At 72.0% G+C, this 12020-nt stretch carries 9 protein-coding genes; 6 read left to right on the top strand and 3 right to left on the bottom strand.

Annotation, left to right across the window (positions count from 1 at the left end; translation table 11 throughout):
- Positions 1 to 122 precede the first annotated feature (122 nt).
- From MID12_RS05135 to MID12_RS05120, 4 genes are all read left to right on the top strand, one after another.
- Complete coding sequence (locus MID12_RS05135) at positions 123 to 3032, top strand: vitamin B12-dependent ribonucleotide reductase (protein WP_040247432.1); 2910 nt, start codon at positions 123 to 125, stop codon at positions 3030 to 3032.
- A gap of 247 nt (positions 3033 to 3279) precedes the next feature.
- The gene (locus tag MID12_RS05130) at positions 3280 to 3885 is read left to right on the top strand and encodes a YdbC family protein (RefSeq protein WP_040256399.1); all 606 of its coding nucleotides are present in this window, start codon (positions 3280 to 3282) and stop codon (positions 3883 to 3885) included.
- A 77-nt stretch (positions 3886 to 3962) separates the two neighbouring features.
- Positions 3963 to 4658 carry a histidine phosphatase family protein gene (locus MID12_RS05125; protein ID WP_052482153.1) on the top strand — a complete coding sequence of 232 codons (696 nt, stop codon included), beginning with the start codon at positions 3963 to 3965 and terminating at the stop codon, positions 4656 to 4658.
- A 12-nt stretch (positions 4659 to 4670) separates the two neighbouring features.
- Entirely contained in the window at positions 4671 to 5570 is a 900-nt protein-coding gene (locus tag MID12_RS05120) for an ADP-ribosylglycohydrolase family protein (protein WP_263165119.1), read from the top strand.
- Between the two features lie 25 nt (positions 5571 to 5595).
- Here MID12_RS05120 and MID12_RS05115 read toward each other — a convergent pair whose 3' ends face one another.
- Positions 5596 to 7143: an MFS transporter gene (locus MID12_RS05115; RefSeq protein ID WP_263165118.1), complete on the bottom strand. Its 1548-nt coding sequence runs from the start codon at positions 7141 to 7143 to the stop codon at positions 5596 to 5598.
- A gap of 397 nt (positions 7144 to 7540) precedes the next feature.
- Here MID12_RS05115 and MID12_RS05110 point away from each other — a divergent pair, with 397 nt between their 5' ends.
- Both MID12_RS05110 and MID12_RS05105 read left to right on the top strand, forming a co-directional pair.
- The gene (locus tag MID12_RS05110; protein ID WP_040247428.1) at positions 7541 to 8242 is read left to right on the top strand and encodes a ribonuclease HII; all 702 of its coding nucleotides are present in this window, start codon (positions 7541 to 7543) and stop codon (positions 8240 to 8242) included.
- Between the two features lie 67 nt (positions 8243 to 8309).
- On the top strand, positions 8310 to 8930 hold the full coding sequence (locus MID12_RS05105; RefSeq protein WP_040247425.1) for a hypothetical protein: 621 nt from the start codon (positions 8310 to 8312) through the stop codon (positions 8928 to 8930).
- A 66-nt stretch (positions 8931 to 8996) separates the two neighbouring features.
- Here MID12_RS05105 and MID12_RS05100 read toward each other — a convergent pair whose 3' ends face one another.
- Positions 8997 to 9632, bottom strand: a complete 636-nt coding sequence (locus tag MID12_RS05100) for a hypothetical protein (RefSeq protein ID WP_263165114.1) — start codon at positions 9630 to 9632, stop codon at positions 8997 to 8999.
- A gap of 184 nt (positions 9633 to 9816) precedes the next feature.
- Positions 9817 to 11976, bottom strand: a complete 2160-nt coding sequence (locus tag MID12_RS05095) for a RecQ family ATP-dependent DNA helicase (RefSeq protein WP_263165113.1) — start codon at positions 11974 to 11976, stop codon at positions 9817 to 9819.
- Between the last annotated feature and the right edge of the window lie 44 nt (positions 11977 to 12020).

Here is a 12020-nt window from a genome sequence, read left to right as displayed (position 1 = left end):
TCGTCGGCGCAGGAAGGTTTTGCTGCGGGCGGGCTCAGTGATGCCCGCGGCATCGATTCAACAATGTGTCACGGGAAGAACGCGGCACTTCGGGGCGTTATCGCCCGGTACAGGGAGGCGGCATGACAGAGACGGCGAGCGGTCCGGCACGAGGTTCCCGTTCCAAGGGAGCCAAGGCCGGCAAGGGAATGCGCGTGGAGCGTGTGCACACGACCCCCGGTGTCCACCCCTACGACGAGGTGGCCTGGGAGCGCCGTGACGTCGTCATGACCAACTGGCGCGACGGCTCGGTCAACTTCGAGCAGCGCGGCGTGGAGTTCCCCGACTTCTGGTCGGTGAACGCGGTCAACATCGTCACCAGCAAGTACTTCCGCGGTGCGGTGGGCACCCCGCAGCGCGAGACCGGTCTGAAGCAGCTGATCGACCGGATCGTGAAGACCTACCGGAAGGCCGGCGAGGACCACCGCTACTTCGCCTCCCCGGCGGACGCCGAGATCTTCGAGCACGAGCTCGCCTACGCCCTGCTGCACCAGATCTTCAGCTTCAACTCCCCGGTGTGGTTCAACGTCGGCACCGCCCAGCCGCAGCAGGTCTCCGCCTGCTTCATCCTCTCCGTCGACGACTCCATGGAGTCGATCCTCGACTGGTACAAGGAAGAGGGCATGATCTTCAAGGGCGGTTCGGGCGCCGGCCTGAACCTCTCCCGCATCCGCTCCTCCAAGGAGCTCCTCTCCTCCGGCGGCAACGCCTCCGGCCCGGTCTCCTTCATGCGCGGCGCGGACGCCTCCGCGGGCACCATCAAGTCGGGCGGCGCCACCCGCCGGGCCGCCAAGATGGTCATCCTCGACGTCGACCACCCCGACGTGGAGGACTTCATCCAGACCAAGGTGAAGGAGGAGGAGAAGATCCGCGCCCTGCGCGACGCGGGCTTCGACATGGACCTGGGCGGCGACGACATCACGTCCGTCCAGTACCAGAACGCCAACAACTCGGTCCGGGTCAACGACGCCTTCATGAAGGCCGTCGAGACCGGCGCCAAGTTCGGCCTGCGCGCCCGGATGACCGGCGAGGTCATCGAGGAGGTCGACGCCAAGTCGCTCTTCCGCAAGATGGCCGAGGCCGCCTGGGCCTGCGCCGACCCGGGCATCCAGTACGACGACACGATCAACCACTGGCACACGTGCCCGGAGTCCGGCCGGATCAACGGCTCGAACCCCTGCAGCGAGTACATGCACCTGGACAACACGTCCTGCAACCTCGCCTCGCTGAACCTGATGAAGTTCCTCAAGGACGACGGCCTCGGCAACCAGTCCTTCGAGGCCGAGCGCTTCGCCAAGGTCGTCGAGCTGGTCATCACCGCGATGGACATCTCCATCAGCTTCGCGGACTTCCCGACCCAGAAGATCGGCGAGAACACCCGCGCCTTCCGCCAGCTCGGCATCGGCTACGCCAACCTCGGCGCCCTGCTGATGGCCACCGGCCACGCCTACGACTCCGACGGCGGCCGCGCCCTCGCCGGTGCCATCACCTCGCTGATGACCGGCACCTCGTACCGGCGCTCCGCCGAACTCGCCGCGGTCGTCGGCCCGTACGAGGGCTACGCCCGCAACGCGGGGCCGCACAAGCAGGTCATGAAGCAGCACGCCGACGCCAACGCCGAGGCCGTGCGCGTGGACGACCTGGACACCCCGGTCTGGGCCGCCGCGACCGAGGCCTGGCAGGACGTGATCCGGCTCGGCGAGAAGAACGGCTTCCGCAACTCCCAGGCCTCCGTGATCGCCCCGACCGGCACCATCGGCCTGGCGATGTCCTGCGACACCACCGGCCTCGAACCGGACCTGGCGCTGGTCAAGTTCAAGAAGCTGGTCGGCGGCGGCTCGATGCAGATCGTCAACGGCACCGTCCCGCAGGCCCTGCGCCGCCTCGGCTACCAGGAGGAGCAGATCGAGGCGATCGTCGCGCACATCGCCGAGCACGGGAACGTCATCGACGCCCCCGGCCTGAAGCCCGCGCACTACGAGGTCTTCGACTGCGCCATGGGCGAGCGCTCCATCTCCGCGATGGGCCACGTCCGGATGATGGCCGCGATCCAGCCCTGGATCTCCGGCGCCCTCTCCAAGACGGTCAACCTCCCCGAGTCGGCCACCGTCGAGGACGTCGAGGAGGTCTACTTCGAGGCCTGGAAGCTGGGCGTCAAGGCGCTCGCCATCTACCGCGACAACTGCAAGGTCGGCCAGCCGCTCTCCGCGAAGAAGAAGGACGTCGCGGAGGAGGAGAAGGCCGAGATCGCGGCCAAGGCCGAGGAGGCCATCCGCGGCGCGGTCGAGAAGGTCGTCGAGTACCGCCCGGTCCGCAAGCGCCTGCCCAAGGGACGCCCCGGCATCACCACCTCCTTCACGGTCGGCGGCGCCGAGGGCTATATGACCGCCAACTCCTACCCGGACGACGGTCTCGGCGAGGTCTTCCTGAAGATGTCCAAGCAGGGCTCGACCCTCGCGGGCATGATGGACGCCTTCTCCATCGCGGTCTCGGTCGGCCTCCAGTACGGCGTGCCGCTGGAGACCTACGTCTCGAAGTTCACCAATATGCGCTTCGAGCCCGCGGGCATGACCGACGACCCGGACGTGCGGATGGCGCAGTCGATCGTCGACTACATCTTCCGCCGCCTGGCGCTGGACTTCCTGCCCTTCGAGACCCGCTCCGCCCTCGGCATCCACTCCGCCGAGGAGCGCCAGCGCCACCTGGAGACCGGTTCGTACGAGCCGTCCTACGACGACTCGGTGGACGTGGACGTGGAGGGCCTCGCCCAGTCCGCGCCCCGGCACACCGAGTCCCTGAAGGCGGTCGACGAGGCCAAGGAGGCGGGCGCCGCCCCCGCCCCGCCGCAGGCGCACACCAGCGCCGAACTCGTCGAGATGCAGCTGGGCATCCAGGCGGACGCCCCGCTCTGCTTCTCCTGCGGCACCAAGATGCAGCGCGCCGGGTCCTGCTACATCTGCGAGGGCTGCGGCTCGACCAGCGGGTGCAGCTGAGCCGTGCCGATCCCGGGCTGACCCCGGAGTGAAGTGAACACCGTGTGGCGGAGCCGGAGTTGACGGCTCCGCCACACGGTGTCGGCGGGCCGGGTCCCGGAGCCCGGCGGAACCGATTCTTCCCAAGTCCCGCGCGCCCGTGCTCCGGCGACCGCGGAGCGAGCGGCTCCGCCAGGGCGCCCGCGACCCGGCCGGTGTGCTGCCGGAGCATGACCATGACCACACCCCGTGGCCTTACGATGGCGCGGTGCTGGTCAAGTGGATTCGCTGCACCGTGGTCGACCGCCGGGGTTTTGAGCGAGGGCAGCGGAAATGGGCGGGTCTCCCCGGTGAGCCGGGTTTCCGCGGGCAGGGCGGCGGCTGGAGCCGCGGCAAGGCGGGGGTCGCGCACCTCTTCTCCTTCTGGGAGAGCCGCGCCTTCTACGACTCCTTCATGGCCCGCTCCCACGCCCGGCTCGCCGCGGCGCAGTCCGGGACCTTCAAGAATCCCCAGGTCAAGCTCTTCGAGTACCGCTTCGATGTGAAGACCGGCTTCGAACCGCGCTTCACCGGCGCCGATCTGCTCCGCTTCGCCCACTGCCGCGTCCACGAGGAGCGCGCCGAGCACTTCGCGCTCATGCAGGAGAAGGTGTGGAACCCGGCGATGGCGGGCTCACCCGGCATGGTCCGGGGCCTGTTCGCCGAGGCCCCCGGCACCGAGTTCCTGATCCTCTCGCTCTGGGAGTCGGCCGCCGAACACGGCAAGTACCGCACCGAACGCGTCGAGCGGCTCTCGCTGCGCGCCCAGACCAGCGCCGACATCGCCGCCATCGACGGCGACCTGGTGGACCTCGAACCCTCCTGGACCGTCTGACCCCGGCCGAACCGGCCGCCGTCCCGCGATCCGGGCGGGCTGTCCGGTCCGCGGCCGGGCGATCTAGGGTTTGAGACATGGCACGTCCGCAACGCATCGTCCTCGTCCGGCACGGCGAGTCCCAGGGCAACATCGACGACTCGGTCTACGAACGCGAGCCCGACCACGCCCTCGCGCTGACCGAGGCCGGGCACGAGCAGGCCGTCAGGACCGGCGCCCGGCTCCGCCGCCTCTTCGGCGAGGAGCGCGTCAGCGTCTATGTCTCCCCCTACCGCCGCACCCACGAGACCCTGCGGGCCTTCGCGCTCGACCCCGCCCGGGTCCGCATCCGCGAGGAGCCCCGGCTGCGCGAGCAGGACTGGGGGAACTGGCAGGACCACGAGGACGTACGGCTCCAGAAGGCCTACCGGGACGCCTACGGGCACTTCTTCTACCGCTTCGCCCAGGGCGAGTCCGGCGCCGACGTCTACGACCGCGTCGGCTCCTTCCTGGAGAGCCTGCACCGCAGCTTCGAGGCGGACGACCACCCGCCGAACGTCCTCCTGGTCACCCACGGCCTGACCATGCGGCTGCTGTGCATGCGCTGGTTCCACTGGTCGGTCGCCGAGTTCGAGTCGCTGTCGAACCCCGGCAACGCCGAGATGCGGGTGCTCGAACGCGGCCCCGACGGCAAGTACACCCTCGACCAGCCCTTCGAGCGCTGGTGCGAGCCCGAGCCGTACGGTCTCACCGGGCAGCCGCCGGGCAAACCCGCGGGCTGGCCCGCCGGTTAAGCTGGCCGGGCCATGACCCACGACCTCACCGGTGCCGGGCGCCTGGAGCGCGCCCTGAGCAGCCTGCGCGGACTCGCCGTCGGCGACGCGCTCGGCTCCCAGTTCTTCGTCCCCGACAACCATCCGCTGCTCGGCGAGCGCGCCCTGCCCCCGGGGCGGTGGCAGTGGACCGACGACACCGAGATGGCCTGCTCGGTCCTCGCCGTGCTCGCCGCCCACCACCGCGTCGACCAGGACGCGCTGGCCCGCTCCTTCGCCGAGCACCACGACTTCGACCGGGGCTACGGGCCCGCCGTGAACCGCCTGCTCCGGTTGGTCAGGGAGGGCGGGGACTGGCGGGAGCTGGCCTCCGCCCTCTTCCAGGGGCAGGGTTCCTGGGGCAACGGCGCCGCCATGCGGATCGCCCCGCTCGGCGCCTGGTACGCGGACGACCCCGAGCAGGCCACCCACCAGGCCGAGATCTCCGCCTACCCGACCCACCAGCACCCCGAGGCGGTCGCGGGGGCCATGGCGGTGGCCGCGGCCGCCGCCCTTGCGGCCGCTCCTGGCGGCCCGGGCAGCGGTGCGGAACTCTTGGACCAGGTGAGCGCGCTGATCCCGCGCAGCGCCGTGGCCGCGGGCCTGCGCCGGGCCCGCGACATGCTCGACTACGAGGACGCCTCGACCGTCGCCGCGGTCCTCGGCCGGGGGCGGCGCACCAGCGCCCCCGACACGGTGCCCTTCGCCCTGTGGTCCGCGGCGCGGCACCTCGACGACTACGCCGCGGCCTTCTGGAACACCGCCCAGGTGGGCGGCGACGTGGACACCAACTGCGCCATCGTCGGCGGCATCGTCGCGGCCCGCGGCTCCCGGCCGCCCGCGGAGTGGTCCGCGCGCACCGAGGAACTGCCCGACTGGGCGCCGCGCGGCTGAACCGGGACGCCCGCGCCTCGCGGGGTCAGGCCGGGCCGGGACCCGCGGTACCGGCCAGCGCGTCGAGGTCGCTGCGGCGGACCCGCATCACGATCAGGCCGACGAGCAGGGCGAGCACGGCCATCCCCGCCGCCGGGACGAAGGCCGTGGCGATGCCGTGTGCGAGCACCTCGCTGCTCCAGGGCGCCGGCAGCTGCCGGGTCCGCGCGAACCGCGCCTTCTGCTCGGGCGAGGCCTCGGCGAGGAATGCGCGTACCTGCCGGCGGCCCTCGTCGCGGCTCGCCGTGCCGAAGACGGTGGTCAGGATCGACAGGCCGAGCGAGCCGCCGACCTGCTGCATCGCGTTGAGCAGCCCCGAGGCGGCGCCCGCCTCGTGCGGCGCCACCCCGGAGACCGCCGTCAGGGTCAGCGTCACGAAGTTCAGGCCCATGCCGAAGCCGAAGACCAGCATCGGCCCGAGGACCCCGCTCGCGTACGAACTGTCCTCCGTGATCAAGGTCTGCCAGCCCAGACCGGCCGCGGCGAGCGCGGAGCCGACCACGATGAACGGCTTGGGCCCGAACCGCGGCAGATACTGCTGGGACAGGCCCGCGCCGACCGCGATGGCCACGGTGATCGGGAGGAAGGCGAGCCCGGCCCGGATCGGCGAGTAGCCGAGCACGTTCTGCACGAAGAGCACCAGGAAGAAGAACATCCCGAACAGCGCCGCGGCCAGGCTCAGCATGATCACGTAGGTGGCGGAGCGGTTGGGGTCGGCGAACATCCTCAGCGGGGTGATGGGCTCCCGGGCCCTCGACTCGATCACCACGAAGACCACGAGCAGGAGCGCGGCCGCCGCGAAGGAGCCGAGCGTCAGCCCGTCGCTCCAGCCGTCGTCGGCGGCCCGGATGAAGCCGTACACCAGCGCGGCCATGCCGAGCGTGGAGGTCAGGGCGCCCGCGACGTCGAAGCGGCCCGGGTGGCGGTCGGACTCGTCGATGTAGAGCGGCGCGAGCAGGGCGATGAGCAGGCCGATGGGGGCGTTGACGAAGAGCACCCAGCGCCAGTCCAGCCACTCGGTGAGCATGCCGCCCGCGAGCAGCCCGACCGCGCCGCCGCCCGCGGACACCGCGGCGAAGACCCCGAAGGCCCGGTTGCGGTCCGGCCCTTCGGCGAAGGTGGTGGTGACCAGGGCCAGCGAGGTGGGGGAGCAGACCGCGCCGCCCACCCCCTGCAGGGCACGGGCCGCGAGCAGTTGCCAGGGTTCCTGGGCGAAGCCGCCGAGCAGCGAGGCCAGGCTGAACAGCAGGATGCCCGCGATGAAGACACGGCGGCGCCCGAGGATGTCACCCGCCCGGCCACCGAGCAGCAGCAGCCCGCCGAAAGTGAGGGTGTAGCCGCTGACCACCCAGGTGAGATTGGTGGTGGTGAAGCCGAGCGCGCGCTGGACGTCCGGGAGCGCGATGTTCACGATGGTCGCGTCGAGCACGACCATCAGCTGGCAGGAGGCGATCACCGCCAGGGCGAGGCCGGGATGCCTGCCCCGGCGCGCCGCACCGGGCTGCTGATCCTGCTTCAGGCGGGAGCTTGTCACGGAGGGGTCACCCACAAGTGCTCTGGTGAACGGGGGCGAGTGCGCCCGCGGTGGAACGCGCTCGCCCCCGGTCGTGCCGACTGGTGTCCACGATCGTGCCGACCGAGGTCCCGGGCCGCGCCGACAGTGGTGATGCACCGTCAGTGAATGCAACTCAGGGCCGGAATCCGCTCTCCCGGATCCCGTCGGCGTGTCCCGGCCGCCCGGTCGAAGTACCGCGATGGGGCGCCGCTCCGGCCCGCGCGCCGCGGCGGTGCCAACGGCCTTGCCGCGCACGGCAGTCCGCCTCCCCTGCGCCCCGGATCCGCCACCGGCCGTCTTCGGAGGGACGGCTTCCGGAAGCTGTGGGGGACCGGGGTGTCGTCGGCCGCGGTGCGCGGCGTAGGCTGGACGCGTCATGCCGTACGTACCGCCCACCCACACCGTCGAGCGCTCACTCCGCGCCACTACCGGTGCCAAGATCATCGCCGGAGTCGACGAGGTCGGACGCGGCGCCTGGGCGGGTCCGGTCACGGTCTGCGCGGCGGTCACCGGGCTGCGGCGGCCTCCCGAGGGGCTCACCGACTCCAAGCTCCTGACACCCAAGCGCCGCGAGGAACTCGCCGTTCTGCTGGAGAAGTGGGTCACCGCCCACTCCCTCGGCCACGCCTCCCACGAGGAGATCGACGAGCACGGCATGACGGCGGCGCTCAGGCTCGCGGCCGAACGGGCGCTCCACGCCCTCCCGGTCCGTCCCGACGCGGTCATCCTGGACGGCAAGCACGACTACCTGGGCGCGCCCTGGCGGGTACGCACCGTGATCAAGGGCGACCAGTCCTGCGTCGCGGTCGCCGCCGCCTCGGTGATCGCCAAGGTCCGCCGCGACAAAATGATGGCCGAACTCGGTGCCGACCATGCAGACTTCTGCTTTGCGGCCAACGCCGGGTATCCGTCCCCGGTGCACAAGGCCGCACTGCAGGAACGGGGACCCACCCCGTATCACCGGCTCACCTGGGCGTATCTTGATGCGCTGCCCCAGTGGCGGCACCTCAGGAAGCCCCGTCTCTGGGCGGAGCAAACGGTTCCGGAGATCGAAGGCCAGCTCGGCTTCGACTTCTGATCCGCCGTCCGTACGGATGCGCCACCCGCCGACTCGATCCGAATCGGCGTTTGATAGACATCAGCTCATGCCTCTCCCTCCCGAGGAGCCTCAGATTCACGAGAGTGCCCAGGGTCCCCGCGCCGCCGCGGCGAGCAGCCGCACCGCGCCGACCCCTCGTCCCGTACCTGGTCCCCGGCCCGTGGCCCCCGCGCGCCCCGGCCGTCCCGGTCCCGTACGCCCGTCGGCTCCCGCGCAGCGCACGCCGCGCGAGCAGCAGACGGCCGCTCCGGGCCCCGCCGCCGCACCCACCGGTACGGCGCCGCAGATCCAGCTCATCCCCGCTTCGCCCGAAGGCGCCTTGGACGCCGCCGAGGAAGCCGTCGACCTGCTGCTCGACTCCGGTCGCGCGCCGGGCGAGGTCCTCCTGGTGACCACGGGCGACCCGCACCCGTGGGCCGCCCACGAACTCTCCTTCGGCGAGGGCGCCTACTGGGCCCAGCACGACGCCGGGGACGACGTCTTCTACACCCAGCACGACATCGCCGCGCGGGCCACCGAACGCCCCGTCGTGGTCGTCGCCCTGAACGGCGGCTCCGATGCCGTCGCCGTCAGCGCCCTGCCCCTCGCGCTGACCAAGGCGGGAACCCTGCTGATCGTCTGCGGCGACCCGCAGCGCATCAACGCGGTTCTCGGCGCGAGCGTCTGAGAGCCCGGCCCCGGCGGCCGACCGGACGGGCTCCGGCCCCCCGGCCCGCCCTCGGGCCGGGCCCCCTCAGCGCGCGGCGGCCCGCCACATCGGCGAGCGGGTGCCGCCTCCGGGGCGTACATACGGTGCCTCGGTCTCCGCCAGCGGCGCGGGTGCGGAACCCGAGCGCGGGCTGCGCCCGCCGCGTCCCTCGCCCTGCACCCGCCAGCCCTCGGGCGTCAGCGTGATGTAGGCCCCGCACCGCAGCCCGTGCAGGGTGCAGGCGTCCCGCAGGCCCCACATCCACGCCCCGTCCTCCGCAGTCCAACGCCCGTCTCCGGCACGGCAGTAGAGCAGTACGGCGGTCCGCACCGGGGTCCTGCGCCGCAGATCGTGCGGGATGACCCGGCGCAGCCGGTCGAGCAGCGCGTTGCGGAAGGCCCAGCCGTCCGGTGCCGAACTCCGGCGGAAGGAGGCACTGGCCTGAAGCCGCTCCTCGGGATCGAACACCGCCACCACCGCGGTCTCCGGAGTGGGACTGTGCCTGCTGTACAGGCCGCCGACCACCTGCCGCGGATCACGCAGCAGGGGGATACCGGCGGAGGCCCACTCGGCTGGTTCCAGGAGACGTGGCGCGGTGTCCTGATGGCCGAAGAAGTCGGTGCCGGGACGGCGGGGGCGTTCCACCGGTCCGGGTGGGGGCTGCGTGGATTCGAAGGTCATGTCTCTCCCTTCGGACACGCGCCCGCAGAGGGCAGGGGAACAGGAGGCGCTTCCGCGGCACAGCGGTGCCCGGCACAGTGGACACGCGGAGGCAAGGCCAATTCTCCCTGCCGTTCACGTTCGCGGCAACGAGTAATCGACGCCACCTGCCGTCATTTCTGGTGCCTGCCCACCCGGCGCCGATTCAGGCCTGCACCGCGAGCACCAGGGGCAACACCCCCTGCGCGCCTGCCTTCCGCAGCAGCCTGGTGGCCATGGCCAGAGTCCAGCCGGTCTCCGTGTAGTCGTCCACCAGCAGCACCGGACCCTCGGACCGGGCCAGGGCGCCGCCGAGTTCAGCGGGCAGGACGAGTGCCCCGTCGAGTGCCCTGACCCGCTGGGCGCTGTTGCTGCGCCCCCGCAACTCGGCCTCCGCGCCCGGTGCATAGGCCAGTGACCCCAGCAGGGGCAGCCTCCCCACCTCGGCGATCCGCTCGGCCAGCGAGGAGATGAGCCGCGGCCGGGTGCCCGAGGGCATGGCGACCACACCGACCGGCCGCGGCTGGGCTCCCGGGCTTCCCGGGGCCCAGCCCTGCGGGCCCTTCGCCCAGTCCGCGAGCACCGAGACGACCGCACGGGCCACCTCCTCGGGCACCGGCCCGTCGGGGCTCTGGGCGCCGAGCATGGGCCGCAGCCGGTTGCCCCAACCGATGTCGGAGAGGCGCCCGAGTGCCCTTCCGGGCGCCGCCTGCTCATCGGCCGGGATCCGGCCCTTGAGCGCGAGGCCTGCCGCGGCGAGCCCGGTCGGCCACATCTTGCGCGGCTCCACGTCCACGCCCGCGCGGCCCAGTTCGCCGCTGGCGGCACTCAGGGCCGCGGGTGTCACCTCGGTGCCGAACCGCGGTCCCGCACAGTTGTCGCAGCGACCGCAGGGCGCCGCCTCCGGGTCGTCGAGCTGCCGGCGCAGGAACTCCATGCGGCAGCCCTCGGTCCGCGCGTACTCGCGCATGGCGCCCTGCTCCGCCTCCCGCTGCTTGGCGACCCAGGCGTACCGCTCGGTGTCGTACGTCCACGGTCGGCCGGTGGAGACCCAGCCGCCCTTGACCCGGCGCACCGCCCCGTCCACGTCGAGGACCTTCAGCATGGTCTCCAGCCGGGAGCGGCGCAGCTCCACCAAGGGTTCCAGGGCCGGCAGGGAGAGCGGGCGCTCCGCCGCGGCCAGGGTGTCGAGGGTGAGGCGCACCTGCTCCTGCGGGGGGAAGGCCAGGGAGGCGAAGTACCGCCAGATCGCCTCGTCCTCGCGTCCGGGCAGCAGCAGTACCTCGGCGTGCTCCACCCCGCGCCCGGCTCGGCCCACCTGCTGGTAGTAGGCGATGGGGGAGGAGGGCGAGCCGAGGTGGACGACGAATCCCAGGTCCGGTTTGTCGAACCCCATGCCCAGGGCCGAGGTCGCGACCAGGGCCTTGACCCGGTTGGCCAGCAGATCCTCCTCGGCCTGCTGCCGGTCGGCGTTCTCCGTCTTGCCGGTGTAGGAGGCGACGGTGTGCCCCGCACCGCGCAGGAAGGCCGTGACCTCCTCCGCGGCCGCCACGGTCAGCGTGTAGACGATCCCCGAGCCCGGAAGGGTGTCGAGGTGCTCGGCGAGCCAGGCGAGCCGGTGCGCCGCGTCGGGCAGTTCGACGACACCGAGGCTGAGGCTCTCCCGGTCCAGCGGGCCCCGCAGCACCAGGGCGTCCGAGGTGGCGCCGGTGCCGAGCTGTTCGGCGACGTCCGCGGTGACCCGGGCGTTCGCCGTGGCCGTGGTCGCCAGCACCGGGACGCCGGGCGGGAGATCGGCGAGCATGGTCCGCAGCCTGCGGTAGTCGGGGCGGAAGTCGTGGCCCCAGTCGGAGATGCAGTGCGCCTCGTCCACCACGAGCAGTCCGGTCGCCGAGGCCAGCTTGGGCAGCACCTGGTCCCGGAAGTCGGGGTTGTTGAGCCGCTCCGGACTCACCAGGAGGACGTCCACGCTGCCCTCCGCGACCTCGGCCTGGATCTCCTGCCAGTCCTCGGGGTTGGCGGAGTTGATCGTGCGCGCGTGGATTCCGGCACGGGCCGCGGCCTCGACCTGGTTGCGCATGAGTGCCAGCAGCGGCGAGACGATTACGGTGGGACCACTGCCCCGCTCCCGCAGCAGCGCCGTCGCCACGAAGTAGACCGCCGATTTCCCCCAGCCGGTGCGCTGCACGACGAGGGCCCGGCGGTGGTGCGCCACCAGTGCCTCGACCGCCCGCCACTGGTCCTCGCGCAGCCGGGCGCTCCCCGAGGCGTCGCCGACGAGCCGGGCCAGTACCGCATCGGCGGTGGATCGCAGATCTTCACTCATCCCCCCATGCAACCCGATCCCGGTGACATCGGGCCAACTCCGCT

Source organism: Streptomyces sp. SCSIO ZS0520 (genome assembly GCF_025643355.1).
Classification (GTDB): Bacteria; Actinomycetota; Actinomycetes; order Streptomycetales; family Streptomycetaceae; genus Streptomyces; species Streptomyces physcomitrii.
This window is presented reverse-complemented; position numbering and strand designations above follow the sequence as displayed.

Bases quoted from the DNA above. Each gene is read 5' to 3' on its own strand.
- MID12_RS05105 (WP_040247425.1), top strand. From the start codon at position 8,310: ATGCCTCTCCCTCCCGAGGAGCCTCAGATTCACGAGAGTGCCCAGGGT.
- MID12_RS05110 (WP_040247428.1), top strand. From the start codon at position 7,541: ATGCCGTACGTACCGCCCACCCACACCGTCGAGCGCTCACTCCGCGCC.
- MID12_RS05120 (WP_263165119.1), top strand. From the start codon at position 4,671: ATGACCCACGACCTCACCGGTGCCGGGCGCCTGGAGCGCGCCCTGAGC.
- MID12_RS05095 (WP_263165113.1), bottom strand. From the start codon at position 11,976: ATGAGTGAAGATCTGCGATCCACCGCCGATGCGGTACTGGCCCGGCTC.
- MID12_RS05100 (WP_263165114.1), bottom strand. From the start codon at position 9,632: ATGACCTTCGAATCCACGCAGCCCCCACCCGGACCGGTGGAACGCCCC.
- MID12_RS05135 (WP_040247432.1), top strand. From the start codon at position 123: ATGACAGAGACGGCGAGCGGTCCGGCACGAGGTTCCCGTTCCAAGGGA.
- MID12_RS05125 (WP_052482153.1), top strand. From the start codon at position 3,963: ATGGCACGTCCGCAACGCATCGTCCTCGTCCGGCACGGCGAGTCCCAG.